25 protein-coding genes and 1 pseudogene are annotated in these 26,464 nt (G+C 64.0%); 13 read left to right on the forward strand and 13 right to left on the reverse strand.

The window, feature by feature from the left end; genetic code table 11:
• Positions 1-132 precede the first annotated feature (132 nt).
• Together NUH87_RS05215 and NUH87_RS05220 are read right to left on the reverse strand one after the other, a co-directional pair.
• The gene (locus tag NUH87_RS05215) at positions 133-549 is read right to left on the reverse strand and encodes a VOC family protein (RefSeq protein ID WP_338526733.1); all 417 of its coding nucleotides are present in this window, start codon (positions 547-549) and stop codon (positions 133-135) included.
• Between the two features lie 32 nt (positions 550-581).
• Complete coding sequence (locus NUH87_RS05220) at positions 582-1,007, reverse strand: YciI family protein (RefSeq protein WP_338525050.1); 426 nt, start codon at positions 1,005-1,007, stop codon at positions 582-584.
• Positions 1,008-1,248: 241 nt separating this feature from the next.
• On the opposite strand from NUH87_RS05220, the gene NUH87_RS05225 reads away from it, so the two are divergent.
• Complete coding sequence (locus NUH87_RS05225) at positions 1,249-2,004, forward strand: thioredoxin family protein (RefSeq protein WP_338525051.1); 756 nt, start codon at positions 1,249-1,251, stop codon at positions 2,002-2,004.
• 184 nt (positions 2,005-2,188) lie between these two features.
• A complete protein-coding gene (locus tag NUH87_RS05230) occupies positions 2,189-3,319 on the forward strand; it encodes a patatin-like phospholipase family protein (RefSeq protein ID WP_338525052.1) in 1,131 nt (376 codons plus the stop codon).
• A gap of 21 nt (positions 3,320-3,340) precedes the next feature.
• Here NUH87_RS05230 and NUH87_RS05235 read toward each other — a convergent pair whose 3' ends face one another.
• Entirely contained in the window at positions 3,341-4,222 is an 882-nt protein-coding gene (locus NUH87_RS05235; RefSeq protein ID WP_338525053.1) for an EamA family transporter, read from the reverse strand.
• 94 nt (positions 4,223-4,316) lie between these two features.
• On the opposite strand from NUH87_RS05235, the gene NUH87_RS05240 reads away from it, so the two are divergent.
• The gene (locus NUH87_RS05240; RefSeq protein WP_338525054.1) at positions 4,317-5,240 is read left to right on the forward strand and encodes a LysR substrate-binding domain-containing protein; all 924 of its coding nucleotides are present in this window, start codon (positions 4,317-4,319) and stop codon (positions 5,238-5,240) included.
• A 49-nt stretch (positions 5,241-5,289) separates the two neighbouring features.
• Here NUH87_RS05240 and NUH87_RS05245 read toward each other — a convergent pair whose 3' ends face one another.
• Together NUH87_RS05245 and NUH87_RS05250 are read right to left on the reverse strand one after the other, a co-directional pair.
• Complete coding sequence (locus NUH87_RS05245; protein ID WP_338525055.1) at positions 5,290-6,750, reverse strand: HAMP domain-containing sensor histidine kinase; 1,461 nt, start codon at positions 6,748-6,750, stop codon at positions 5,290-5,292.
• On the reverse strand, positions 6,747-7,463 hold the full coding sequence (locus tag NUH87_RS05250; protein ID WP_338525056.1) for a response regulator transcription factor: 717 nt from the start codon (positions 7,461-7,463) through the stop codon (positions 6,747-6,749). Before NUH87_RS05250 ends, NUH87_RS05245 begins: the two co-directional genes overlap by 4 nt.
• A gap of 160 nt (positions 7,464-7,623) precedes the next feature.
• On the opposite strand from NUH87_RS05250, the gene msrB reads away from it, so the two are divergent.
• From msrB to msrA, 3 genes are all read left to right on the forward strand, one after another.
• The gene (msrB, locus tag NUH87_RS05255; protein ID WP_040066799.1) at positions 7,624-8,142 is read left to right on the forward strand and encodes a peptide-methionine (R)-S-oxide reductase MsrB; all 519 of its coding nucleotides are present in this window, start codon (positions 7,624-7,626) and stop codon (positions 8,140-8,142) included.
• Positions 8,143-8,169: 27 nt separating this feature from the next.
• Positions 8,170-9,975 carry a cytochrome c biogenesis protein DipZ gene (locus NUH87_RS05260; protein ID WP_338525057.1) on the forward strand — a complete coding sequence of 602 codons (1,806 nt, stop codon included), beginning with the start codon at positions 8,170-8,172 and terminating at the stop codon, positions 9,973-9,975.
• Between the two features lie 104 nt (positions 9,976-10,079).
• Positions 10,080-10,724, forward strand: coding sequence for a peptide-methionine (S)-S-oxide reductase MsrA (msrA, locus tag NUH87_RS05265; protein WP_422393924.1), 645 nt, complete (start codon positions 10,080-10,082; stop codon positions 10,722-10,724).
• Between the two features lie 46 nt (positions 10,725-10,770).
• On the opposite strand, the gene NUH87_RS05270 is transcribed toward msrA, so the two are convergent.
• The gene (locus NUH87_RS05270) at positions 10,771-12,390 is read right to left on the reverse strand and encodes a glucan biosynthesis protein D (protein WP_338525059.1); all 1,620 of its coding nucleotides are present in this window, start codon (positions 12,388-12,390) and stop codon (positions 10,771-10,773) included.
• Positions 12,391-12,686: 296 nt separating this feature from the next.
• On the opposite strand from NUH87_RS05270, the gene NUH87_RS05275 reads away from it, so the two are divergent.
• Together NUH87_RS05275 and NUH87_RS05280 are read left to right on the forward strand one after the other, a co-directional pair.
• Entirely contained in the window at positions 12,687-13,370 is a 684-nt protein-coding gene (locus NUH87_RS05275) for a response regulator transcription factor (RefSeq protein WP_040066654.1), read from the forward strand.
• Positions 13,348-14,742, forward strand: coding sequence for a HAMP domain-containing sensor histidine kinase (locus tag NUH87_RS05280; protein WP_338525060.1), 1,395 nt, complete (start codon positions 13,348-13,350; stop codon positions 14,740-14,742). Before NUH87_RS05275 ends, NUH87_RS05280 begins: the two co-directional genes overlap by 23 nt.
• Before the next feature lie 22 nt (positions 14,743-14,764).
• Here NUH87_RS05280 and NUH87_RS05285 read toward each other — a convergent pair whose 3' ends face one another.
• Together NUH87_RS05285 and NUH87_RS05290 are read right to left on the reverse strand one after the other, a co-directional pair.
• Positions 14,765-15,181, reverse strand: a complete 417-nt coding sequence (locus NUH87_RS05285; protein WP_338525061.1) for an SRPBCC family protein — start codon at positions 15,179-15,181, stop codon at positions 14,765-14,767.
• Positions 15,182-15,289: 108 nt separating this feature from the next.
• Positions 15,290-16,299 (reverse strand): annotated as a pseudogene (locus NUH87_RS05290) (aldo/keto reductase).
• Positions 16,300-16,442: 143 nt separating this feature from the next.
• Here NUH87_RS05290 and NUH87_RS05295 point away from each other — a divergent pair.
• Positions 16,443-17,351, forward strand: coding sequence for a LysR substrate-binding domain-containing protein (locus tag NUH87_RS05295; protein ID WP_338525062.1), 909 nt, complete (start codon positions 16,443-16,445; stop codon positions 17,349-17,351).
• Here the strand turns inward: NUH87_RS05295 and NUH87_RS05300 are convergent.
• The 3 genes from NUH87_RS05300 to NUH87_RS05310 all read right to left on the reverse strand — a co-directional run bounded on the left by NUH87_RS05300 (position 17,338) and on the right by NUH87_RS05310 (position 20,313).
• Positions 17,338-18,150 carry a hypothetical protein gene (locus tag NUH87_RS05300; protein ID WP_338525063.1) on the reverse strand — a complete coding sequence of 271 codons (813 nt, stop codon included), beginning with the start codon at positions 18,148-18,150 and terminating at the stop codon, positions 17,338-17,340. The two genes, NUH87_RS05295 and NUH87_RS05300, sit on opposite strands and share 14 nt — an antisense overlap.
• 176 nt (positions 18,151-18,326) lie before the next feature.
• Positions 18,327-18,881: a phosphonate metabolism protein/1,5-bisphosphokinase (PRPP-forming) PhnN gene (gene phnN / locus NUH87_RS05305; RefSeq protein ID WP_338525064.1), complete on the reverse strand. Its 555-nt coding sequence runs from the start codon at positions 18,879-18,881 to the stop codon at positions 18,327-18,329.
• Between the two features lie 118 nt (positions 18,882-18,999).
• Positions 19,000-20,313, reverse strand: coding sequence for an MFS transporter (locus tag NUH87_RS05310; RefSeq protein WP_338525065.1), 1,314 nt, complete (start codon positions 20,311-20,313; stop codon positions 19,000-19,002).
• Positions 20,314-20,557: 244 nt separating this feature from the next.
• On the opposite strand from NUH87_RS05310, the gene NUH87_RS05315 reads away from it, so the two are divergent.
• The 3 genes from NUH87_RS05315 to NUH87_RS05325 all read left to right on the forward strand — a co-directional run bounded on the left by NUH87_RS05315 (position 20,558) and on the right by NUH87_RS05325 (position 23,699).
• On the forward strand, positions 20,558-21,436 hold the full coding sequence (locus tag NUH87_RS05315) for a LysR family transcriptional regulator (protein WP_338525066.1): 879 nt from the start codon (positions 20,558-20,560) through the stop codon (positions 21,434-21,436).
• Between the two features lie 163 nt (positions 21,437-21,599).
• Positions 21,600-22,898, forward strand: a complete 1,299-nt coding sequence (locus NUH87_RS05320) for an MFS transporter (protein ID WP_338525067.1) — start codon at positions 21,600-21,602, stop codon at positions 22,896-22,898.
• A 30-nt stretch (positions 22,899-22,928) separates the two neighbouring features.
• On the forward strand, positions 22,929-23,699 hold the full coding sequence (locus tag NUH87_RS05325; protein WP_338525068.1) for a substrate-binding domain-containing protein: 771 nt from the start codon (positions 22,929-22,931) through the stop codon (positions 23,697-23,699).
• Here the strand turns inward: NUH87_RS05325 and NUH87_RS05330 are convergent.
• Positions 23,689-24,603, reverse strand: coding sequence for a LysR family transcriptional regulator (locus tag NUH87_RS05330; protein WP_338525069.1), 915 nt, complete (start codon positions 24,601-24,603; stop codon positions 23,689-23,691). The two genes, NUH87_RS05325 and NUH87_RS05330, sit on opposite strands and share 11 nt — an antisense overlap.
• A gap of 161 nt (positions 24,604-24,764) precedes the next feature.
• Complete coding sequence (locus tag NUH87_RS05335; protein ID WP_338525070.1) at positions 24,765-25,784, reverse strand: branched-chain amino acid aminotransferase; 1,020 nt, start codon at positions 25,782-25,784, stop codon at positions 24,765-24,767.
• 251 nt (positions 25,785-26,035) lie between these two features.
• Between NUH87_RS05335 and NUH87_RS05340 the strand changes: the two genes are divergently transcribed.
• Positions 26,036-26,380: an FKBP-type peptidyl-prolyl cis-trans isomerase gene (locus tag NUH87_RS05340; RefSeq protein WP_338525071.1), complete on the forward strand. Its 345-nt coding sequence runs from the start codon at positions 26,036-26,038 to the stop codon at positions 26,378-26,380.
• Positions 26,381-26,464 lie beyond the last annotated feature (84 nt).

Genomic DNA, 26,464 nt, shown 5'->3' on the forward strand with positions numbered 1-26,464 from the left:
CTAGTGTCTCACTCCTGGACGGGCAGTGTCGCTCATGCCATTTGATCGCGAGCAAGCTCGCTCCTACAGAAGAGCATCGATCAGGCCCCATGCAGGAGCGAGCTTGCTCGCGATCGATATCAGGCCGGGCGCTTACCTCTTGGCCTCGCAATTGACCATCCAGCCCACGCCAAAACGGTCTTCAAACATTCCAAAACTCTCTGCCCAGAACGTCTTGGCCAGTGGCATATGGACGTTGCCGCCGGCGCTCAAGCCCTTGAACAGACGCTCGGCCTCGGCGACGCTGTCGACATTGAGCGACACCGAAATGCCCTGGATCTTGCTGAACGGCTGATGGGGCGGACAATCGGACGCCATCAGGCTGAAGTTGCCCACCGTCAGGCAGGCGTGCAGGATCTTGTCCTTGTTCGGCGCATCCTTGGGTACACCGGCCTCCGGCGGCGCCTCGGCAAACGTCAGGGAAAACAGCTCGCCGCCGAGGACCTGTTTATACAAGGCAAAGGCTTCCTTGCAGTTACCGTTGAAGGTCAGGTAAGGAATGATTTTCATGCTCATGATAAAACTCCTGTTCTGTCGGGGTTTCAGGATTGACCGGACATCTGCGCGCGCAGGCGTTCTTCCTGCTCTTGCAACTCGGGGGTAAAACACTCGCCGAAGTCCTCGGGATCGAAGACCTGGCGGATTTCGATTTCAGAGTCACTGACCATCGGGTTCGGGCACCGCTTGACCCAATCGATGGCCTCTTGCAGTGATTGCACCTTGAAGATCCAGAAACCGGCGATCAGTTCCTTGGTCTCCATGAACGGCCCGTCGACCACGGTCCGCTGCTTGCCGCTGAACTGCACGCGAGCGCCCTTGGCACTGGGGTGCAGTCCCTCTCCGGCAAGCATCACACCGGCCTTGACCAGTTCTTCATTGTAGGCGCCCATGGCCGCCAGCAATTCCTGACTGGGCATTTGGCCGGCTTCCGATTCCGGGGTGGCTTTGACGATCACCATGAATCGCATAGTCGTATCTCCTGATGGTAGGGGTGGACAAGCCAATTGGCGGCTCTGTCGACTAATCGAATGAGCGACCGCGAAATCGACAATCCGCGAAATCTTTTTTCCTCAGCGCCGTTGATCCGTTTCCGGCCGCCGGGGAGATCGACGGTCGATATCGCCGTCGCTCATTCGACTAAGCATAGAAGTATACCTTTCGCGCCCCGGCAAACCCGCCCGGCGGCCCCCGACCCGAGGAGTCATCGACATGAACGCGCACAGTGTTGAACAGCATCCCGTGGTATCGCGCGAGCAGTGGCTGGCCGCGCGCCGGCAACACCTGATCCATGAAAAGGCCTTCACCCGTCAACGCGACCAGCTCAGCGCCGAGCGGCGCGCCCTGCCCTGGGTCAAGGTCGACAAGGACTACCGCTTCGAAGGGCCTCACGGGTACAAGCACCTGGCCGACCTGTTCGGTCACAACAGCCAGTTGATCGTCTATCACTTCATGTTCGGCGACGGCTGGAAGGAAGGCTGCCACGGCTGCTCCTTCCTCGCCGATCACTTCGACGGCGCGAACCTGCACCTGGCGCACCACGATGTGTCGTTCGTCGCGATCTCCCACGCACCCTGGCCGCAATTCCAGGCGTTCAAGCAGCGCATGGGCTGGCATTTCCCCTGGCTGTCGTCGGCCGGCAGCGACTTCAACGAAGACTTCCATGTCAGCGCCTCGCCCGAGGAGCGGGCGGCGGGCAAGGCCGAGTACAACTACCAGCTCCTCGATCACGCCGAAGACGAGCTGCCGGGGCTCAGCGTGTTCTATCGCGACCCCGAGGGCACCCTCTTCCACACGTACTCCACCTATGCCCGGGGCCTGGACATGCTGGTGGGTACCTATAACTTCCTCGACCTGATGCCCAAGGGCCGTAACGAAAGCGGGACCATGGATTGGGTCAAACACCATGATCGTTATGAAGCGGTACCCGCCGACAGCTGCTGCGGTTCCCACCCCGACAAGGCCTAGACCGGCCCTGCCTTGCAAGAGCGAGCTTGCTCGCGACGGACGTCAACGCTAACGTGGGAAACCTGATGCCACCCCCTCGCGAACAAGCGCTCCTGCAAAGGAGCGCGCGAGGCTATGCCGCGCCTGCGCAAAGCACTAACATCGAAATGCCATCACTTATCACCCCGCCCACCAGAGAGGAAACATGGAGTCTCCTGCTGTCCCGCTCGGCCAACGTCCAGACTATGCCCTCGCCCTCTCCGGCGGCGGCGTTCGAGCCATGGTGTTTCACCTCGGCGTGCTCAAATACCTCGCCGAACAACAGGCCCTGGAACGGGTCGCGCAGATTTCCACGGTGTCCGGCGGCAGCCTGCTGGTGGGCCTGATGCTGCACGAGAACCACGGGCAATGGCCCGACTCCGCCACCTTCCTGCAAGGTGTCTACCCCGCCCTGCGGGACAAGCTGTGCTCGCGCAGCCTGCTCTGGAGTGCCTTGCGCCAGTTGCGCAACCCGCTGAATTTCCGCTTCCTGCTGTCCCGGGCCAACCTGCTGGCCCTGGCGCTGCAACACGAATGGGGCGTGACCGCCCTGCTGCCGCAGCTCCCTGCCCGACCCGACTGGTCGATCAACGGCACCACGGCGGAAAACGGCAAGCGCTTTCGCTTCAAGCGCAACAACATGGGCGACTACTCCATCGGTTACGCCGCCACCAGCGGCTTCCCCCTGGCCCAGGCCCTGGCGGTTTCGGCGGCGTTCCCCGGCGGCATCGGCCCGCTGTCGCTCAAGACCCGCCGGTTCAAGTGGCTGCAACGCCAGTGGGAAGCCCCGCTCGACAGCGCCATCGAGGTGCGCCTGCCCTTCAGCAAACTGCGGCTCTACGACGGTGGCGTCTACGACAACCTCGGCCTGGAGCCCTTGTTCGACGCGGCGACAGGACAGACCAAGCGCTACGACTACCCGATCATCGTCTCGGATGCCGGCGCCCCGCTGAAACCAGGGTTCGACGCCGGGGTGCTGAGCCCCTGGCGCCTCAAGCGCCTGGCCGACATCATGTCCGACCAGACCCGGGCGCTGCGCGGCCGGACCTTTGTCGAATACCTGAAGAAAGCGCCGGGGCGTGGCGGTTACCTGAGCATCGCCAGTTCCCTGATCGAATCGCTCGAAGGCAGCGACGCCGCCTTTGCCGCCGGTTTCCCCACGACCCTGAATCGCCTGAAGCCCGAGGTGTTCGACCGGATCGCCCGGCACGGTCACGCGGTGGCGCAAGCGACCGACCAGCAATACCCGCTGCTGCCCGTTGCCGCGAAAATCCCTGAACCCGTCGCGACGACGTGAACCCGCGACAGCCCACGACAGTCAGGGCAGCACCAGCACGCCCAGGCTGGCACTGACCACCAGGGCGGTGCCGGCAAACTGCATCGGGATCATCGGCTGGGACAGCACCAGGTAGCCGGCCAGGGCACCCACCGCCGGTTCGGCGCTCATCAGGATACCGAACGAAGCCGCCGGCATCCGCCGCAGGGCCACCATCTCCAGGCCATAGGGCAGCAGCGGCACGAACAGCGCCAACCCCGCGCAACTGGCGACCTGCAACAACGGCAGGTGGCCGCCGCTCTGCCAAAGCCCCAGGGGTGTGACAATCAGGGCCGCAGCCAACAGCGAGACCGACAGCCCTTCAAAGCCCTGGAACAGCCGACCGACCTTTTTCATCAGCAGGATGTAAGCCGCCCACCCCGCCGCCGCGCCGAACGCCAGCAGCACACCCAGCGGCTCGCCGATCCAGCCGCCCTCGTTGCGCGCCAACAGCAACACTCCGGTCACGGCCAGCGCCGGCCAGATCAACGCCCGCCAACTGCGCACGCCCAGGCTGGCCACCAGCAACGGCCCGAGAAACTCAATCGCGATCGCCAGTCCCAGGGGAATACGTTGGATCGCCGCGAAGAAGCAGGTGGTCATCAGCGCCATCGCCAGGCCGAGACTGGCGGCGGCCAGCCAGCGCGACAGCGAATACCGGTGCAGGCGCGGTCGCACCAGCAGCGCGAGAATCGCCGCCGCCCAGCACAAACGCAGCCAGGTGGTGCTGAACGTGCCGTAGGTGTCCATGGTCGGCGTCGACAACGCCGCGCCGAACTGGACGAAGACCATGGACAGCACGCAGAGCAGCGCCGCCCACCATAGCGTGCTGCGCTGTGTCCCGCGGGTGACAGGCTGCGGTAGGACGGTGGTGTTTTCCTGCATGGCGAAGTCTCCTGTGAATGTCGGGCCATCCTAGCCAGTCACGCAGACTTCAAATAAGCTGATATTTCTTATCCGGACTTCACGAATATTGATAATGCGCGATCTCGACAGCAGTCTGTTGCGAACCTTCGTCACCGTCGCCGAAACCGGTGCGGTCGGGGCGGCCGCCCAGCGCCTGGCGCGGACCCAGGCCGCGGTCAGCATGCAGTTGCGGCGGCTGGAAGAAGACCTCGAGCGGCGCCTGTTCGACCGCTCGCCACGGGGCCTGCGCCTGACCGAAGCCGGCCACCTGCTGCTGCCTTACGCCCACAGCATCCTAGGGGCCGGGGCCGATGCCCGGCGGGCCTTGTCCGTCAGCCAGATCGCCGGCATCGTGCGCCTGGGGTTGCTCGAGGACATCGCCGTGGGCAGCCTGCCCCGGGCGCTACGGCGCTTTTCAGCGGCCTATCCGCACATTTCCCTGGAAATCGTCATCGACAGCAGCGCGGCGATGTCCGCCAGGCTGGCGGACGGCACCCTGGATGTAATCGTCGGCGACGCCTCGGCGATCAGTGCCCAGCCCCGGGCGTGCTGGACCCAGTCGCTGTTCTGGGTCGGCGCCCGGGGCCTGACCCTGCCCAGCGATCTGCGTGCGCAGAGCCTGCCGCTGGTGACGTTCGGTGGACCCTGCCTGTGGCATGGCCAGGTGGTGGGCATTCTCAAACGGGCGAACATCCCCTGGCGCGTCGTCTGCAGCAGCACCAGCCTGCCGGCGGTGCAGTCGGCGGTCGAGGCCGGATTGGGCATCACGGTGTTGATGGAAGGCAATATCCGCAACGACAGCATGCGGGTGCTGGGGCCGAGCGATGGCCTGCCGCCGCCGCCCGTCGTGGATTTCGCCCTCTATGTGCGCCCGGTGCCCAAGTCTCAGGCCGCAGCAGTCCAGGCGCTGCAGAGCTTCCTCACGGATGAGCTGAATATCATCATGCCGCGCACCCTCACTTCGGAAACGGCAGGCGCCCTTGCAGAAAGTCAATGAACGCCCGCAGCTATGGAAGAGAGGAGATGATGCGGACTGAGCCGCACGCCTAACCCACCGCCGTCAACTCGAAATGGAACACCGCGCCTTTGCCGGGTATCGACAACAGGCGAATCTGGCTGTCGTGCAACTGCAGGATACGCCGGACAATCAACAGCCCCAGGCCACCGGAACGCCGGTCGCCGTCCTGGTTGAACGGCCGGCGGAACAGGTTCTCCAGCAATGAAGCGGCGATCCCCGGGCCGGTGTCGCTGACCGTGACCTGCACCTTGCCGCCGCCCTGGACCAACGCCACTTCGATAGTGCCGCCTTCGGGGGTGTGGCGCAGGGCGTTGTCGATCAGGTTGGTCAGGACCCGTTCGATCATGCCCAGGTCCGCGCTCACCATCGAGGCCCCGCGGGGCAAGACCGCCTGCAGTTTCGACTGGCGGGTCTCGGCCATCAGTTCGAATTTCTGGAACACGTCCTGGATCAGGTCGCTGAGGGAAAAGTCCTCGACCTGCAAACGCACCGCGCCATGCTCCAGGCGCGCCAGCTCGAACAGCCCCTGGGCCAATTGCCCAACCTTGCTGCTCTGGGCCAGGGCGATCCCCAGGTAACGCCGACGCTCGTCCGGCGTCAGCACCGCGTCCTTGAGGGACAGGGTTTCCAGGTAACCGTGCAACGACGCCAGGGGCGTGCGCAAGTCATGGGAAATGTTCGCCACCAGTTCCCGGCGATCCTGGTCGAGCTGAGTCAGGGTCCGCCACTGTTCGCCGATACGCGTCGCCATCTGGGCAAAGCTGGCCTCCAGCACCTCGATTTCATCGCGACGCCCCGCCCCCGCCCTCGACAACACCGGCAACTGCGCCGGCGCGGCATCGGTATCGAAATCGCGCATGGTCTCGGTCAGCCGGCGCAGCGGCCGGGTAATCAGGCGGAACGCGATCAGACCGGCGATCAGACCCAGCAGGGCCACCAGGGTCATCGCCCACAAGGTGGTGCGCAGCACCGAACTGGCCGAGACCTGGGCGGCCAGGCGATCATGTTCTTCGCCCTGGAGGACCACGTACAGATAGCCCAGCTCCTTGCCATTGCCGCGCAAGGCGGCGGCACTGAAGACCTTGCGCCCGTCCTCGCTGCGCGGGTCGTCGCCGAGGATCGGCAACGGCTGGCCCTCCAGCAGACGGCGGATCGGCGCCAGGTCCACGTGATCGCGGTGCAGGTGGCCTTGCGGGGCGGCATCGCCGGTGATCTTGCCGCTGGGCGAGAGCAGATAGACTTCCACGCTCGGGTTGACGTTCATCAACTGCCCGAACAGCGCGCGCACCGCTTCCATGGTCAGGCCCTCGGTGCCCACCAGCTTGTTGTCCAGCGCAATGCTCTGGGCCAGGTCCCGGGACAGGCCCTGGACCACTTCCTTTTCGTGCATGTCGCTGGCCCGCACCTGCAACCACACCGACGCCCCGCAACAGGCCAGCAGGAGGATGGAAAAGGCCAGGGACAGGCGCTGGGACAGGGTCAGGTTCATTGCGCGCGACTCACGGGCGAGAAACGATAGCCGCGGCCCCAGACCGTGAGAATCCGCTCGGGTTGCGCCGGGTCGACTTCGATCTTGGCCCGCAGGCGATTGATATGGGTGTTGACCGTGTGTTCATAGCCGTCGTGCTGGTAACCCCAGACCTGGTTCAGCAGGTCCATGCGCGAATACACGGTGCCGGGGTTTTTCATGAAGAAATGCAGCAGGTCGAACTCCCGCGGGGTCAGGTCCAGGGGCTTGCCGTCGACCTGGGCTTCACGGGTCAGCGGATCGAGGCTCAGGCCGCCCTGCTCCAGGGTGCCCGCCTCGATCTTCAGGCTCTTGGCCAGGGCGTCCACCCGGCGCAGCAGCGCCTTGACCCGCGCCGCCAGTTCCAGCATCGAGAACGGCTTGGCCAGGTAGTCGTCGGCGCCCAGCTCCAAGCCGAGGACCCGATGCATTTCGCTGGAGCGGGCACTGGTAATGATGATCGGCGTGTAGCGCGCCATGGCCCGCGCCTGCCGGCAGATCTCCAGGCCGTCGACGCCCGGCAGCATCAGGTCGAGGATCAGCGCATCCCACGAGCCCTTGCTCAACTGGGCCAGGCCCAGGTTGCCGTCGGCGCAGTGGGTGACCTCATAGCCCTCGTCCCGCAGGTGCAGGCTCAGCAGCCCCGCCAGGTGCAGGTCATCTTCGACGATCAGAATACGTTTGGGGGAATCCATGGGACAGCCTTCGTGCGGGTAATCGATGGCAACGATGCCTGGATCATTGTGCAGGATCGCTGCGCGGCAATGTTCACAATTAATTTAACTTTGCGGGAGGATTTCGCGACCCTTGCCGCCCAACAATTAAAGCCTGATCAATCACCATGGACGCGACGCCATGTCCTCCAGAAGACGCTTTCTTGTCTCCAGTGCCGCCACCCTGCTCGCCGCCAGCCTGTTCGACTGGCGCGCCGTCGGTGCGACCTTCGGCAGCGGCAGCCGTTCGGCCGATTCGGGCGAAACCTTCGAAGTGAACCACAGCGACGCCGAGTGGAAATCCATGCTCAGCGACGAGCAGTACGAAGTGCTGCGCCACGAAGGGACCGAACGCCCCTACTCCAGCGCCCTCAACGACGAGCACCGCGACGGCGTGTTCGCCTGCGCGGGCTGTCACCTGGCGCTGTTTTCGTCCGCCAGCAAGTACGACAGCCACACCGGCTGGCCGAGCTTCACCGCACCGCTGGAAAACGCCGTGGCGACCCGCCGCGACACCTCCTTCGGCGTCTCGCGCACCGAGGTGCATTGCCACCGTTGCGGCGGCCACCTGGGTCATGTGTTCCCCGACGGACCACCGCCCACCGGCCTGCGCTACTGTATGAACGGTGTCGCCATGACCTTCAGCCCCGGCGCGGCCTGATTCCCACGCTTCGACAAGGACTCCATCATGTTCCTGCTTATCCTGGCCTACCTCGGCGGTCTCCTGACCATCCTCAGCCCCTGCATCCTGCCGGTGCTGCCATTCGTCTTCGCCCGCTCCGGCGAGCCGTTTCGCCGCAGCGGCCTGCCGTTGCTCTGCGGCATGGCCCTGACCTTCGCCCTGGTGGCCACCCTGGCGGCGGTCGGCGGCGGCTGGGTGGTGCAGGCCAACCAGTACGGGCGTTGGCTGGCCATGGCGCTGATGGCCTTTTTTGCCATTACCCTGTTGCTCCCGCACCTGGCCGAGCGCCTGACCCAGCCGCTGGTGGCGGCCGGTGATCGGCTGTCGCGCTCGGCGCAACGCCACGACGGCTCGCCCAGCGTCCGCTCGTCCTTCGTGCTGGGCATCGCCACCGGCCTGTTGTGGGCGCCCTGTGCCGGGCCGATCCTCGGCCTGATCCTGACCGGTGCCGCCCTGCAGGGCGCGAACATCGGCACCACCCTGTTGCTGCTGGCCTACGCCGCCGGTGCCGCGACCTCCCTGGCCGGGGCGCTGCTGGTGGGCGGCAAGCTGTTCAACACGATGAAGCGCAACCTCGGTACCGGGCAATGGCTGCGGCGGGGCCTGGGTGCAGCCATGCTGGTCGGCGTGGGCGCCATCGCCCTGGGCCTGGACACCGGCGTGCTGACCCGGGTGTCCACGGTCGCCACTTCGGGCATCGAACAGAAGCTGCTCGATAGCCTGACCGCGAAGAACGCCCCGGAGCAGAACGGCGCGATGATGGCGGCGGTCAACAGCGAAGCCGGCCAGCCGGCCGGCAGCATGATGACGATGGCGGCCAAGGCCGGTGCGGCGGAACGTGCGCTGCCGGTGGAAGGCACCTTGCCGGACCTGTCGGGCGCCGTGCAGTGGCTCAACTCCGCGCCGCTGAGCGCCGCCGACCTCAAGGGCAAGGTGGTGCTGATCGACTTCTGGACCTACTCCTGCATCAACTGCCTGCGCAGCCTGCCCTACGTCAACGCCTGGGCGCAGAAGTACCACGACCAGGGGCTGGTGGTGATCGGTGTGCATGCGCCGGAGTTCGCCTTCGAGCGCGACATCGACAACGTCCGCCAGGCCGTGGCCAAGCTGGGCATCCAGTACCCGGTGGCGATCGACAACAACTATGCGATCTGGCGCGGCTTCAATAACCAGTACTGGCCGGCCCATTACTTCGTCGATGCCCAGGGCCGCGTGCGCTATCACCACTTCGGTGAAGGCGATTACGAAGGGTCCGAGCAGGTGATCCAGCAATTGCTGAAAGAAGCCGGACACCAGAACGTCTCCGGCGGCATGGTCAGCGCCCAGGCCCAGGGCGTGATGCAGGCCGCCGACGAGGCCGAAGTGAAGTCGCCGGAAACCTACCTGGGTTATGACCGCGCCGAGAATTTCGCCTCGCCGGGCGACCAGGTGGCCGACCACTCGAAAAACTACGCGGCGCCGGCACAGCCGGCCTTGAACCAGTGGGGCCTGGACGGCCAATGGACCGCCCATGCCGAGCAGGTCACGCTCAACCAGGCCCCGGGCCAGGTGGTCTACCGCTTCCACGCCCGTGACCTGCACCTGGTGCTGGGCCCGGGCGCGGACGGCAAGCCGGTGCGCTTCAAAGTGCGCATCGACGGCGCGCTGCCGGGCGCCAACCACGGCACCGACACCAATGCCAACGGCGAAGGCAGGGTGACCGAGCAGCGCCTGTACCAACTGGTCCGCCAGGCCGGGGACGTCGGCGAGCACACCTTTTCCATCGAATTTCTCGACCCCGGTGTACAGGCCTACGCCTTTACCTTCGGTTGATCGCCACGAGGATGAACACGATGAACACGCCAGTGATACAACGAAAAACCAGGTCGGCCATGCCGATACTCGCCGGGATCGCCACGCTGGCCCTGTCGGTCCTGATGTTCCAGCGCCTGGCCTGGTCGGCGGAGGATGCGGTGCAGATCGCCCCGCCGGCGCTGGATCAACCAGCCGGCGCCAGCGGCAAGGCCACGGCTGTGTTTGCCGGCGGCTGTTTCTGGGGCGTCCAGGGGGTGTTCCAGCATGTGCGCGGGGTTCAGAACGCGGTGTCGGGCTATACCGGCGGCGCGGCGGATACCGCCCATTATGAATTGGTCGGAGAAGGTTCGACCGGGCATGCCGAATCGGTGCAGGTGACCTATGACCCGAGCCAGGTCAGCTATGGAAAACTGCTGCAGGTGTTTTTCTCGGTGGCCCATAACCCGACGGAGCTCAACCGCCAGGGGCCGGACCGTGGCACGCAGTATCGTTCGGCGATTTTCCCGGTCAATGCCGAGCAGGAAAAGATCGCCAAGGCCTATATCGCCCAGCTGGACGCCGCCAAGACGTTTCCCTCGGCGATCGTCACCCGGATCGAGGACGGCAAGGTCTTCTATCCGGCCGAGGGCTATCACCAGAACTACCTGACGCTGCACCCGTACGCGCCGTATATCGCCATCAATGATTTGCCGAAGGTGGAAAACCTCAAGCGCCTGGAGCCGGAGCTGTACCGGGCCGAGCCGGTGCTGGTGCCGGATGCCAACTGACGGCCTGTAGGAGCCAGCTTGCTGGCTCCTACAGGGGCGCGCGGTGTCAGGTATAGCGCCGCTTGTCCGGGGCCGGCGGGAAGTACTGGTACAGCCAGGTTTCACTCAAGGTCCGGTCACGGGTGCGAATGAACAGGCGCATTTCCACCGGGTCGACCTGGTCGTCGCTCGGGTACCAGTCGAACGTCACCCGGTAGCCGTTGATTTCGTCCAGCTTGAGGACGTCGATATCCTTCACCTGACCGCGGGACGTCGTCACCACCGGCTCGATCTCGGCCCCCAGGGACAAGCGCTCCAGGCCGCCGCCGGTAAAGTCCACGGCAAACCGCCGGGCCCAGACCTCGGGGTAATGCTCGCCCGGCGCCCAACCTTCGACAAACCCGCCCATGCCCGAACGGGTCGCGTGCACCCGCGCCAACGGCGTACCCACCGGCGGCATCGCGCTCCAGTAGAGCTTGTAGCCGTAGTTCAGCGAGGCCCCCGCCGCCACTGGCTCCTTGGGCGTCCAGAACGCCACGATATTGTCCATGGTCTCGCCCGTGGTGGGGATTTCCAGCAGATCGACGGAGCCCTCGCCCCAGGCCGTGGTCGGCTCGACCCACAGGCTCGGCCGCCGGCTGTACCAGTCCACGGTGTCCTGGTAGCTGGCGAACTCATGATCGGTCTGCACCAGGCCGAAGCCCTTGGGGTCCTTGTCGGCGAAGGCATTGAACTGCAAGGTCGCGGGGTTGTTCAGCGGTCGACAGATCCACTCGCCATTGCCCCGCCACATGGCCAGGCGGTCGGAGTCGTGGATCTGCGGGTGAATGGTGTCGCACATCCGCCGTTCATGGGTGCCGCAACTGAACATGCTGGTCATCGGCGCGATCCCCAACTGTTCGATGGCCGTGCGCGCATTGATGTGGGCGTCGACCGCCATCACCACCTGCTCGGCCTGGCAATCGATGTCGAAACGGTAGGCCCCGGTGGCGCTCGGCGAATCGAGCAAGGCATAGACCACGAAGCGGGTACTGTCCTTGTCCGGGGTTTCGAACCAGAAATGGGTGAAGTCGGGAAACTCCTCGCGCTTCTTGGCGTAGGTGTCGATCGCCAGCCCGCGCGCCGACAGGCCGTATTGCCCGGTCTTGTCCACCGCGCGGAAGTAACTGGCGCCGAGGAACGAGACTATGTCGTGCTGGTCGATTTCCGGGGCCTTGAACAGCTTGAAGCCGGCGAACCCCAGGTCGCCCTTGAGCCGGGACGAGTCGATGCGGCTGCGGGCATAGTTGAACAACGCCGGACGGAAATGCACCTCCCGGGCCTGGCGCGTGCGGGCGTCGACGCTGTACATGCGCACCGGTTGCTTGAAGCCCATGCCGACGTGGAAGAACTGCACGTCCAACTGGCCCTTGAGGTCATTCCACAGCGAGTGCCGGGCATCGTATTGAATGGCGTTGAACTGCTGGGGTGTCATGTCCGCCAAGGCCGGCGGCAACACCTGGCGGGTGCTGACATAGTCCTTCGCGGCGAGTTTTTTCGCATGCCCCTGCAACGTCTCGAAGTCGAAGTGTTCGATGTCGCCGTCCGCGGTGGCGGCAAGCGCCCGGGCCGCGAACAGACCGCTGGCCGACAGGCCGGTGTAGGCCGCCAAGGCCATGGAAGCTTTCAGAAGATTGCGGCGATGCATAAAAAAACCTGTACAGGAACGACCGGACATCCGGAACCGGTGGATACCGGATAAAAAGAAGCGTTCGTTCAAGACGGCGAACGAACGCGGCTACAGACAAACAGATAACAAATCCCTATGACTGTTCGCAATATCCCACAGAAAACTTACTGACAGGCTTCATTCAGCCAAGGTGTGGCTATATGTTTCCACCCCTGTGAACAGCTGCCTGGAGAGCATGAAGATTTGTTCAGAACGTTTTCACGCGCTTCCCGGCACACTTGCCCACTTGTTTTGAAGGTCCGTCGAGGCAACCCATGACCCGCATCCTGACCATCGAAGATGATGCTGTAACCGCCAAGGAAATCGTGGCCGAACTGAGCAGCCACGGACTTGAAGTTGACTGGGTCGATAACGGCCGCGAAGGCCTGGTCCGCGCCGTCAGCGGCGACTACGACCTGATTACCCTGGATCGCATGCTGCCTGAGCTCGATGGCCTGGCCATCGTCACCACGTTGCGGACCATCGGCGTTGCCACGCCGATCCTGATGATCAGCGCCCTCTCCGATGTCGACGAGCGCGTCCGCGGTCTGCGCGCCGGCGGCGACGATTACCTGACCAAGCCCTTCGCCTCCGACGAAATGGCCGCCCGGGTCGAAGTGCTGCTGCGGCGCAAGAGCCCGGCACGGGAATTCGAAACCTCGCTGCGGGTCGCCGACCTCGAACTCAACCTGATGACCCGCGAAGCCTCCCGCGCCGATCAGTTGCTGAGCTTGCTGCCTACCGAGTACAAGCTGCTGGAGTTCCTGATGCGCAACACCGGGCAGATCCTCTCGCGGATGATGATCTTCGAGGAAGTCTGGGGTTATCACTTCGACCCCGGCACCAACCTGATCGACGTGCATATCGGTCGCCTGCGCAAGAAGATCGACGTGCCGGGCCTGGCACCGCTGATCCGCACCGTGCGAGGCTCGGGCTATGTCATTGCCGAACCCCTCTAAAGGCTGGCGCTCCTCCACCAGCCGACTGCTGGCGCTCTACAGTTTCCTGTTCGTGGCCTGGAGCTGCAGCCTGATGGGGGTGCTGTACTACGAGGTTTCCGGTTACCTGAGCACCCTCGCCCGCCATTCGCTGATGCAACGCCAGCACCTGTTTTCGCGCTTCCAGGGCCAACCGCTGATGGAAGCGCTGACCACCAGCATGACCTTCGACATGCGTGGCGTGGATGCCTACGGTCTGTTCAACGAGCAGAAGTTGCACTTGAGCGGGCCGATCCAGGCGATCCCGGCCGACCTGCCCATGGACGGCAGAATCCATGAACTGGCCAACTGCATCGACACCGACGACCCGAACCTGCCCCAGGACAGTTGCGACGCGGTGGCCACCCAGACCCACGACGGGCGCTGGCTGTTGCTGGTGCGCGACAACGGCTCGCTGTTCGGTGTGACCCGGATCATTCTCCACGCGCTGTTCTGGGCGGTATCGCTGACCATTCTGCCCGGCATCGCCGGCTGGCACCTGCTGCGCCGACGGCCGATCCGCCGGATCCGGGCGATCCAGGCCAGCGCCGAGTCGATCATCGCCGGCGACCTGGGCCATCGCCTGCCCTTGTCGAACCGCCGGGACGAGCTGGATATGCTGGCGGCGATCGTCAACGCCATGCTCGACCGGATCGAGAAGCTGATGCATGAGGTCAAGGGGGTCTGCGACAACATCGCCCATGACCTGCGCACGCCACTGACCCGTCTGCGCGCGCAGCTGTACCGGATCCAGCAACAGACCGCCGAAGGTTCGCCCGAGTCCCTGCAACTGGATGGGGTGATTGCCGAGACCGATACCTTGATGGCGCGCTTTCGCGGTTTGTTGCGCATTTCCGAGCTGGAAGACCACCAGCGTCGCTCCGGCTTCCTGGTGCTCGACCCGTTGCCGTTGTTGCACGAGCTGCATGATTTCTACCTGCCGCTGGCTGAAGAGGCCGAGATCGGCCTGCGCCTGGAGGTGCCCGCGACCCTGCCGGCGATTACCGGCGACCGCGCCTTGCTGTTCGAAGCCCTGGCCAACCTGCTGAGCAACTCGATCAAGTTCACCCCACCAGGCGGCGAGGTGGTGTTGATGGCAAGCAACGATGCCGGCAGTACCCGCATCGAAGTACTGGATTCCGGCCCGGGGATCCCGCCGTCCGAGCGCGAGGCGGTGTTCCAGCGCTTCTATCGCTGCGACGACGGCGCCCAGCGCGAAGGCTTCGGCCTCGGCCTGTCGATTGTCGCCGCCATCGTCAATCTGCACGGCTTCACCCTCGACATCGGCACCAGCGACCAAGCCGGTGCCCGCTTGATCCTCAATTGCCGAAACGACCTGATGACCGTGGATTGAACAGCGGGCCCGAGCCAGGTGTTCAATCCGGGAAATGGTCCTTCAAGGCCGCAAGGCCACTGGCATAGACCCCATGGAACAGTTCCACCGCCTCCTCCTCGCTGACGTCCACCGGCGTGAAGATCCCCGCCCACTCCACCACGGAGGTGTCCGGGTCATTGCCTTCGCGGACCTGCAAGGTGGACAGGTAGTCGGTCACCGGGAACGGCTTCTCGATGAAGGAGTAGCTGTAGCGCCGGGCCCGGTTGTCGAACGCTTCCAGGCGCTCGACGATGAGCACGCCGTCCGCCGTGTGCAAGGTACGCACACGCCCGCCTTCGCTGAGGCTGCTGCGGGGAATGAACGGCAGCCAGTCAGGCAGGGAATCGAACCCGCCTATCAGTTGCCAGACCTCTTCCGGTGGCACACCGATTTCGACGGTTACAGAGGTTGCAGCCATGAATGATCTCCAGGAACAAGTTGGACCGCCAGGCCGATCCCGGCGCTGGCAGCACTGACGATGATGACCTTGTCGGACAGCTTGATGGGCATCGGTACCTCTCGGATTTCAGACCACCGGTAACGGCGCATTGCCCGCCACCAGCCCTTCGTGACGCAACGCCTGCCAGAACGCGGGCGGAATGTTCTCCTGCAGGGCCGCCACATCCTCGGCGATCCGCCCTGGCCGGCTGGCGCCGGGAATCACCGCCGCCACGGCCGGGTTGGCCAGGGAGAACTGCAAGGCCGCCGCCTTGAGACTCACGCCGAAGCGCTGCGCGATCGCCTTTATCCGTTCAACTTTAGCCATAATTTGTGACGATGCCGGTTGATATTCGAAATGCGTCCCACCGGCCAGCACCCCGGAACTGTAGGGGCCACCGACGACGATATCGACCTGCCGGGCCAACGCCTCCGGCATCAGCCGCTGCAGGGCCCGTTCGTGGTCCAGCAGGGTGTAGCGCCCCGCCAGCAGGAAACCATCGGGCTGCGCCTCGTCCAGTTGCAGGGTCAGCTCGCACGGTTCGACCTTGTTCACCCCCAGGCCCCAGGCCTTGATCACGCCCTCCTCGCGCAAGCGGGTCAGCACGCGGAACGCGCCTTTGCGCGCCTGGTTGAAGTACTCCAGCCATTCGTCGCCGTAGAAATCCTGGGCAATGTCGTGCACCCAGACGATATCCAGACGGTCGGTACGCAGGCGCTCGAGGCTGCCCTCGATGGAACGCAGCGTGGCGTCGGCGGAGTAATCGTTGACCATCCTGTTCGGCCGGCCATGTTCGAAGACCCCGGCCTTTTCGCCCAGGTCCCGGGCGCTGACGTCTTCCACTTCGTCCAGGACCAGGCGGCCCACCTTGGTGCTGAGCACGTACTGGTCCCGTGGATGCCTGGCCAGGGCGTCGCCCAGGCGAATTTCCGCAAGCCCCGAGCCGTAGAACGGCGCCGTGTCGAAGTAACGGACGCCCTGGACCCAGGCCGCCTCGACGGTGGCCATGGCTTCTTCCTCGGGAATGGCGCGGAACATGTTGCCCAGGGGGCGGTGCCGAAACCCATGGCGCCCGGCAGTTTGTCTCTGATGCTCATCGTGATGATCCTTTGAATGGAAGTGATCAACCCGCCTCACCCGCTGGGGTGAAGCGGATCTCGCTGTCGGGATCGATACTAGGTTGCGGACTTTTGACCGTCCAAGACATAATTTGCACGACTTGAGTCCCGAAAGGTCTGACATGATGGATTTACGCCAACTGCGCTATTTCGTCGCGGTCGCCGAAGAAGAGCACGTCGGGCGTGCCGCCGAGCGGCTGCACATTTCCCAGTCGCCCCTGAGCCGGCAGATCGCCCAATTGGAGGAGCGCCTGGGCCTGACCCTGTTCGAACGCAGCCTGCAGCGCATCCGCCTGACCGCCGACGGCCAGACGTTCCTGACGGAAACCCGGGCGTTCCTGACCCACGCCAATCGGCTGGAATCCCTCGGGCGGCGACTGGGGCGCGGCGAAGAAGGCGGCCTGTGCATCGGCTACATCGAGAACGCCATGCACTCGGGGGTGCTGCCCCAGGCCCTGCGCACCTTGCGCGTCGACCGACCGGATGTGCATATCGCGCTCTACAGCCTGAATTCGGCGCAGCAACTGGAAGGCTTGCGTCAGCGCAGCCTCGATATGGCCCTGGTCAGCGAGCCGCCCTCTGCGGATGACCCGGACCTGGACAGCGCCCGCGTCCTCGACGATCCCATGCTGCTGGCCCTGCCCGAGCAGCATCCGCTGGCGCAGTTGGGTGAGTTGAGTCCGGCAGACTTCCTGGAGCAGGAATGGATCGCCGTGCAACACCCCCAGAGCACGGGCAAGCAGGATGATTTCGTCCAGGCCTGTATCCAGGCCGGATTCAACCCCAATATCCGCCTGCAAGCCAATGAACCGCTGACGGCGTTGGGGCTGGTGGCGGCGGGACTGGGCTTGACGATGATCCAGCAGAGCCTGCGACACAACGCGCCCCAGGGCGTGGTGCTGCGCGAATTACCCTGGCTGAGCTACACCACGCCCTTGTGGGCGGCCTGGCACCGCATCAATCTGCGCCCCCTGGTGGCGATCTTCAGGGAAGTGCTGGTACCGGACGCGATTCCGATCAGATGTCCATGATCTTGGCGGCAAAGGCATTCCAGCCGGCCGGCTCCTGGATCAATGCCGGGTAGTTATGGGAAAAGCCGCACATCACGCCGCGTCGTGTCATGAGCTCGCGAATGATGGCAGTCGCCGGGCCGCTGCCACTGCCTTTCAACAGGCTCCGCTCCTGATAGGCGCGCCAGTGCAACTCCATCGCGATGACCTTGCACAGTGCCGATTCCTGGGCCGCCACACCGATATTGTGAACCAACAGGCCGAGTTTGATCGGCAGGCTGACGCCCAGCGACACCCCGCCGGGAATCGCCGCCAAGCCAACCCCGAGGCCCTTGTTGAACAACTTGTAGTTTTTCATGAGTTTCAACAGATCAAACCACTGGCACAAGGTTTTACTTTGCCGACAATTTTTCGCCATTTCAGAAAAGCGATACACGTGCACCGCTGTCACACCGGCGGCATTGCCCTCGCGAATCAGCGCGTAGGGATTGACCGGCAAGACCGTGCTGCCAAGCGCCGCCGCCGTCCCGGTAAAGGACTGCACGTAACTACGCACTTTACGATGGCGCAACAGGTGTTTGGTCTTGGGCGAAGGCCGTTGGTCAACGCCATGCACGATGAAATAAGGATTGTCCACCAGGGCCGAATCCGCCTGGCCCATCTTGTAGGAGCCCACCAGCGGTGCCAGGCAGGCCCCTGCGCCATGGGGGATGAGTCCGGACAATGCCAGGGCAGTGTCCATGATCAGGCTGTCCATCTTGAAACTGTGCTGGGAAAGTTCTTTCAATCTGGCGGCAAAGTTATCCTGTTCCACACTCATATCGGCCTACCTCTCGTGTTTAAAAACCCGGGGAATTTTCAATTAAAATATCAGTCCCGGGCGCCACTCAACGAGGTAAAAACCGACCAATTTATTACTTTGATTTACCGTTTATTTAAAAATTTCAACGACAATAAGAAAACTCCCAAAGACCAGGGGCGCACTTATAAAAAACATTATTTCCCGATCAGCCTGAACAACTTTTCCAGGCTTTTGCGCAGGGAGCCCGAATTATCCAGCAGACTCAGCGAGGGGTCGTCCGTCGCCAACATCGAGGTCGTGAAGTCGGCATTGCGCGCCAGGCGTTCCTCGATCTGCGGCAAGGTCTCGCGCCCCCGCACCAGCAACCGCTCACGCAATACCGCCGGGTCGACGGTGAGCAGAATCACCTGCAGGTCCGGATAACGCGCCCGCGCCTGTGGCAGATACGCCCGCGAGCCGTTGACCAGCACATCCGCGCCGGCGGCCAGCCAATCGTCGACCAGGCGCGGAATGCCATAGCACAGGCCGTTGGCCTGCCAGCTCATGGCAAAGGCGCCCTGGGCCTGCATCGTCGCGAATTGTTCGGCACTGACCGCTTGCGCCGCCTCGCCAGCCGCCTCTGCCGAGCGGGTGATGACGCGCCGGGCAATACGGCAGCCGCGCTCGGCCAGGGGTTCGCGGGCGGCATCGAGCAAACTGTCCTTGCCCGAGCCCGAGGGCCCGATGAGATAGATCAAGCGGCCAGCCATCCGAAACATCCTCACAGATTGTCGCGGGCACAGTACAACACTCGCGCCGATCATGGCACTGCCCTAAAGCGTGTTCGAGTACTGGCAGGGGGACAAGGCGCACACGTTTGCGCCGGACTCACCCCAGGGTGCGCGCCGCCAGTCGGGAGAAGCTCGCCAGGCAGGCCACGGCGGCAAAACCGGCACCGATGTACAAGGCCAGCACCGGCCCGGCGTGGCTCGACAAGCCGAAACTCAGGGCCACCAGCGCGGCCCCCGTCGATTGGCCGAGCAAACGCGCGGTGGCGATCGTTCCGCTGGCGCCGCTGCTGCGCTCGCGTGGGGCGCTGGTCATCAGGGCCTTCTGGTTGGGCGACTGGAAGAATCCGAAACCCAGGCCACAGATCACCATGCGCACGCCGATCTCCAAGGCGCTCGGGTCCGCGGGCAGCATCGCCAGGGACAACATGCCCAGGGACAGCACCGCCAGGCCGATCCCCCCGAGCAAGCCCGGCGGATAGCGGTCCGACAGGCGCCCGGCAAAGGGGGCGATCAAGGCCACCACCACCGACCAGGGTGTCATCAGGTAGCCGGTCTGGACCGGATCGCGGCCCAGCACCGTCTCGAAGAAAAACGGCAGCGATACGAACGCCAGGCCCTGGGTCGCGAAGGAGCAAATGGCGGTCAGCGCCGACAGCGCGAACATCGGCCGCTTGAGCAGGTCGGAGGGGAACAGCGGTGCCGGATGGCCGATTTCGCGGCGGATCATCACGCTCCCCGCCGTCACGCACACCAGCAGCGCCAGGCCGATCGGCAAGGCATCGGCAAACTGCGCGCCCTCGCCCAGGGCATAGATCAGCGAGCCGAACGTCAGCATACTCAGCAGTGCCGTGGCCCAGGCGAAACGCTGGCCGTTGGGCGGCGTATGGGGCAGCGAGGGAATCGCCATGGCCAGGGCGACCAGACCGATGGGGATATTGATGCCGAACAGCCAGGGCCAGTCGGCCACCGACAGGATCAACGAGGCGACCGTAGGCCCGGCGGCAAACGACATGCCCACCACCAGCGCATTGAGGCCCATGCCCTTGCCGAGCTTTTCCGGCGGGAACAGGCTGAAGATCAACGCGCCGTTGACGCTCATGATCGCACTGGCGCCCACCCCTTGCAGGACCCGGGCGAGGGTCAGCTGGGTCAGGGTGGTCGACATCGCGCACAGGGCCGACGACAGGGTGAACAGCACTAGCCCGAACAGGTAGACCTTGCGATGACCGACGGTCCCACCGAAGGAGGCGAAGGCCAGGATGGTGGCCACGGCGGACAGTTGGTAGGCATTGATGATCCACACCGAGGCGGCCGGCGTGGTGTGCAGGCTGGTGGCGATGGCCGGCAGCGCCGTGTTGGCGATGGCGGTGTCCAGCGATGCCAGGGCAATGGAGATCAGGATCGCCAACATGCCACTGACCTGGCGCGATACACGCGGCTTGAGAATTCCCGATAAATCGCTGATCGCACACCCCCGAAACCCGCAGTACAGAGCGGATCATAGCGTTTTGCCCAATGCCGCTGACGACGCCTTGCTGAACCGTGGCTGTACGACATCGAGCGCGGGTTCAGCCGGTGTCGCTGCCCATGGTGATCTCCTAGCCTCGCTTGATAAACTAGCGCTTTCTTGGATCACTCCCAATAAAAGGTTGGCAATGGACGTTCTGGCAAGCATGAAGGTCTTCGTCAAGGTGGTGGAGCACGGCAGCTTCAGCGCGGCGGCGCAGTCCATCGGGATTTCCTCGACCATGGTCGGCAACCATGTCCAGGGCCTGGAGAAGCACCTGGGCACGCGCCTGCTGCACCGCACCACCCGTCGCCAGAGCCTGACCGAGATCGGCCAGGGTTATTACACCCAGTGCCTGGCGATCCTCGGGCAGATCGAACACGCCGAACTGATTGCCCGGGAACAGCGTGCCCATCCTCGCGGCCGGTTGCGGGTCAGTGCTTCGCCGACCCTGGCTTCGGACCGGTTGATCCCGGCAATAGCCGCCTACCTCAAGGCCTACCCGGAAGTGGACATCGAGCTGCAGTTCAACGATCGGGTGGTGGATCTGGTGGAGGACGGCTTCGACCTGGTGTTCCGTTACGGCGAACTGCCCAGCAGCGGTCTGGTGGGACGCCTGCTGAGCAAGAACCGACGCATCGCCTGCGCGTCGCCGGCGTATCTGGAAAGTCATGGCACACCACAGGTGCCAGGCGATCTACGGCAGCACAACTGCCTGGTGTTCCTGCGGGCCACGCCACAACGTGATTGGCTGTTCCAGGGTGTCAGCAGCGAAAGCGTCCGGGTCCACGGGCAACTGTCGGCCAACAACGGCACGGCGTTGATGAACGCCGCGCTGGAAGGCATCGGTATCGTCCTGCTGCCGCAGACGCTGGTGGACGACGCCTTGAAGGATGGGCGCCTGGTCCACGTGTTGCCCGACCACGAGACCCTGGATCGACCACTGCACCTGGTCTACCTGCCGGACAAGCAGATGACGCCCAAGTTGAGCAGCTTTATCGAGTTCATGGTCAAGCGCTTTGCCTAGCAGGGTGAGCAAGCCCGCTCGCCACACTCTTCAGCACTGATCCTGTCCACGCATCAATCCATTCTAAAAATGCACTTATCAAATCTATAGCGCTGCGCCAGTATCCCGGCCAATAAAAATCTGCACGTCGATGCAGGCCATAAAAACGCTGGAGACCTTCACGATGCACGCCACACCACCGACCGCCACCTCTCCCCGTGCCAAGGCGGGCGCGGTATTTCGCGTCACCTCGGGCAACTTCCTCGAACAGTTCGACTTCTTCCTGTTCGGTTTCTACGCCACCTATATCGCCGCCGCCTTCTTCCCCGCCAGCAGTGAGTTCGCCTCGCTGATGATGGCCTTCGCGGTGTTCGGCGCCGGCTTCCTGATGCGCCCGCTGGGTGCGGTGATCCTCGGCGCCTATATCGATGACGTCGGCCGGCGCAAGGGCCTGATCGTCACCCTGTCGATCATGGCCAGCGGCACCATCCTGATCGTGCTGGTCCCCGGCTACGAAAGCATCGGCCTGCTGGCCCCGGCCCTGGTCTTGATCGGTCGCCTGCTCCAGGGCTTCTCCGCCGGTGCCGAACTGGGCGGTGTCTCGGTCTATCTGTCGGAAATCGCCACACCGGGTCGCAAGGGCTTCTTCACCGCCTGGCAGTCGTGCAGCCAGCAAGTGGCCGTGGTCATCGCCGCTGCCCTGGGCTACGCACTGAACCAGTGGATGTCGGCCAGCGCCGTAGCCGATTGGGGCTGGCGTATCCCGTTTCTGGTCGGCTGCATGATCGTGCCGTTCATCTTCCTGCTGCGCCGCAAACTGGCGGAAACCGAGGAATTCGCCCAGCGTCGTCATCGTCCGGGCATGCGCGAGGTGTTCAACACCCTGGCGCAGAACTGGGTCGTCGTGGTCGCCGGCATGCTGATGGTCGCGCTGACCACCACCGCCTTCTACCTGATCACCGTCTATGCACCGACCTTCGGCAAGACCGTGCTGCACCTGAGCACCGCCGACAGCCTGCTGGTGACCTTGCTAGTGGGGGTCTCGAACTTCTGCTGGCTGCCCCTGGGCGGCACCCTCTCCGACCGTATCGGCCGCCGTCCGGTGTTGCTGACCATGGCCGGCCTGACCCTGGCCACGGCCTATCCGGCGCTGTCGCTGCTGGTCCAGGCGCCGAGCTTCACCAGCATGCTGCTGGTGCTGCTGTGGCTGTCGTTTCTCTACGGGATGTACAACGGCGCGATGGTGGCGGCCCTGACTGAAATCATGCCGGCAGAAGTCCGGGTGGCGGGCTTCTCCCTGGCCTACAGCCTCGCCACGGCGGTGTTCGGCGGTTTCACCCCGGCGATCTCCACCGCCCTGATCCAGTACACCGGGGACAAGGCCGCGCCGGGCTACTGGATGAGCTTCGCCGCGCTCTGCGCTTTGTGCGCGACGCTGTTTCTGTATCGCCGCAGCACGCTGCAGCTCAAACCGGCCGTTTGACTGTTCGCCACTAAAAACAAGAGAGATCCGATGAAAGCATTGCTATTGAAATTGGCCCTGCTCGGCAGCCTGGTCCTGGGCAGCGTGGCCCAGGCTGAGGAAATCCGCGTGATGACCTCCGGCGGCTTTACCGCCGCCTACAAGCTCCTCGGCCCGAAATTCGCCGCCGACACCGGCAATACCCTCGAGACCATCCTCGGCCCGTCCATGGGCAAGGCCCCGGAAGCCATCCCCAATCGACTGGCGCGAGGTGAAAAGGCCGATGTGCTGATCATGGTCGGCTATGCCCTCGATGAGTTGATCAAGCAGGGCAAGGTGTTGCCCGGCTCGCGGGTCGAACTGGCCGATTCGCGGATCGGCCTGGTGGTGCGCGAAGGCAGTGTCAAGCCGGCCATCGGCACCGAGGCCGAATTGAAGGACACCTTGCTCAAGGCCAAGTCCGTGGCCTACTCCGACAGTGCCAGCGGCGTGTATATCCAGGATCAGCTGTTCAAGCGCCTGGGCATCGAAGCACAACTCAAGCCCAAGGCGACCCTGGTGCCGAAGATCCCGGTGGCCTCGGTGGTGGCAACGGGGGAATACCAGCTGGGCTTCCAACAGGTCAGCGAGCTGCTGCCGGTGCCGGGGGTGACCTATGTCGGCAAGATCCCGGAGTCGCTGCAGTCGGTGACGCGTTTTGCCGCCGGGATTCCGGTAGGAGCCGAGCATCCCGCACAAGCCAAGGCCCTGCTTGACTACCTGGCCGCTCCGGCAGCCCAGGCCACCGTGAAGGCCACCGGACTGGACTCGATCAGCCACTGACCTCGGATCGCGGTACCTTCATCTCGACAATCAGCCGCTCCAGCTCCCGTGCCGCCGGGGTCAGCACCCGTCCCCGGCGCTTGAGCAAACCGACCTTGCGCATCACGGTCGGCTCGATCAGCGGCACACTGGTGAGAATCGGATGCCCGTCCCCCGGCATCGCCATGGTCGGCACCGCGGCCACCCCCAACCCGGCCTCCACCAGGCCGATCATGGTGGTGACGTGCCGGGTTTCGCAGACCCCGGGCTTCTGCGGTGCGATGCCCACCAACGCCTGGTCGAGCAGGAAACGATTGCCCGAGGTCTTGTCGAGGCTGATGTAGTCCTGCTGGTACAGCTCGGTCCAGGTCACGCTGGCCCGCCCGGCCAGCGGATGATCGCGGCGACAGGCCATGACATAGCGCTCCTCCACCAGCAGCTCGAATTCGATCTCCGCTTGCAGGTTGCCGGTGAAACTCAGGCCGAAATCCGCCTCGCCACTGAGTACGGCGGCATGCACGTCGTTGGCGCTGGAGTCCAGGACCTTGACCCTGATTTTCGGGTATTGCCGGTGATAGTGGGCAACCACCTTCGGCATGAAGTAATAGGCCGCCGACGGCACGCAAGCCACCGTGACATGCCCCAGCCGGGTCGAGGCCACGTCGGTGATGCCGAGCAGGGCCAGGTCCAGGTCATCCAGCAAGCGCTCCACCGTCGGCGCGAACGCCCGGCCCACCTGGGTCAGGCTGACCCGCCGGGTGGTGCGCTCGAACAGCCGCACACCCAGCGCATCCTCCAGCTTCTCCACCCGCCGACTCAAGGCCGGCTGGGAAATGCTGATGGCCTGGGCCGCCTTGCGAAAGCTGCCTTGCTCCACCACGGCGCGAAAGGCCTGCAAGTCGTTCAAATCGAAGTTGATGGCCATGGAGCTGACTCGTCGGAAACTGATTGATCAGTCTAACGCATGAGTCAACCGATTCGATGCATGAGTTGCACGTGAACAGGCGTCGTTCACCCGGAAATAAAAAGCCCGGCCTGATTGCTCAGGCCGGGCTTTCACACTGTCGAATCAGGCAGTCGCAGGCATCAGACCTTGACGATCCAGCCCGCCGGCGCCTCGATGTCGCCGGTCTGTACGCCGGTCAGTTCGCTGTACAGGCGCTGGGTCACCGGACCGACTTCGGTCTCGCTGTGGAACACGTGCAGCTTGCCGTTGTACTCGATGCCGCCGATCGGCGTGATCACCGCGGCAGTGCCGCAGGCACCGGCTTCCTTGAAGTCAGCGATCTTGTCGATCAGCACATCGCCTTCGACGACTTTCAGGCCCAGGCGCGATTCGGCCAGTTCCATCAGCGACATACGGGTAATGCCCGGCAATACCGAAGGCGACTTCGGTGTGACGAATTCGTTGTTGCCGGTGATGCCGAAGAAGTTGGCCGAACCGACTTCCTCGATCTTCGAATGGGTCATCGGGTCCAGGTAGATGCTGTCGGCGAAGCCACGCTTCTTGGCTTCGGCACCCGGCATCAGGCTGGCGGCATAGTTGCCACCGACCTTGGCCGCACCGGTGCCTTGCGGAGCCGCGCGGTCGTAGCTGGAGATCACGAAGTTGTGCGGCTTCATACCGCCCTTGAAGTAGGCGCCGACCGGGATGCAGAAGATCGAGAAGATGAACTCGGGAGCGGTACGCACGCCGATGTTGTCACCCACGCCGATCACGAACGGCCGCAGGTACAGCGCGCCGCCACTGCCGTAAGGCGGGATGAAACGTTCGTTGGCACGCACCACCTGCTTGCAGGCTTCGATAAACACGTCGGTCGGCACATGCGGCATCAGCAGGCGCGAGCAGCTGCGCTGCATGCGCGCGGCGTTCTGGTCAGGACGGAACAGATTGATCGAACCGTCCTTGCAGCGGTAGGCCTTCATACCTTCGAAGCACTGCTGGCCGTAGTGCAGCGCGGTCGAACCTTCGCTGATGTGCAGGACGTTGTCTTCGGTCAGCGTGCCCTTGTCCCACTCACCGTTACGGTAGTACGACAGGTAGCGCTTGTCGGTCTTGACGTAATCGAAACCCAGCTTGTCCCAGTTAATGCTTTCCTGACCCATGGCACCCTCAATCATCTGATAACCGCCCGAATCGCTCAGGCTTATGACATTTTTTCCGCAGACCCACACAATACTCTATTCAGGCAGGAAATCGCAGCCTGGGCGATGCGCATGTCCTACATGCGTTTATGCCCGGTCCGATGCACTAGTGCCAGGCGCTGCCCATGCAGGCGTGGGAAATGCGATATGGCAAAATGCCGGACCATACCGATCGAAAAATCATTCATGGGGGTACCGCCCCTGGAGAAGTCATGACGAACACTGAACTGCAGGTGACGGACCTGCTGGAAGGCGACGGCAAGGCCGTGGTCAAGGGCGCCCTGATCACCACCCACTACCGCGGCACGCTCGACGATGGCAGCGAGTTCGACTCGTCCCATAGTCGTGGCAAGCCGTTCCAGTGCGTGATCGGCACAGGTCGGGTGATCAAGGGCTGGGATATCGGCCTGATGGGCATGAAGGTCGGCGGCAAGCGTCGGCTGTTCGTGCCGGCGCACCTGGCCTATGGCGAGCGCGGGATGGGTTCGCTTGTCGCCCCGGGGGCCGACCTGACCTTTGAAATCGAGTTGCTGGAAGTACTGACAAGGGATGATTGAGCAGGTCTGACTGCTCACGGCGACTATTCTTGATCTTCGCGTGCTGCCCGCCAACACCACCGTGGCAGCCGCTCGATAACCGGA

Source organism: Pseudomonas batumici (assembly GCF_036585405.1).
Classification (GTDB): Bacteria; Pseudomonadota; Gammaproteobacteria; order Pseudomonadales; family Pseudomonadaceae; genus Aquipseudomonas; species Aquipseudomonas batumici.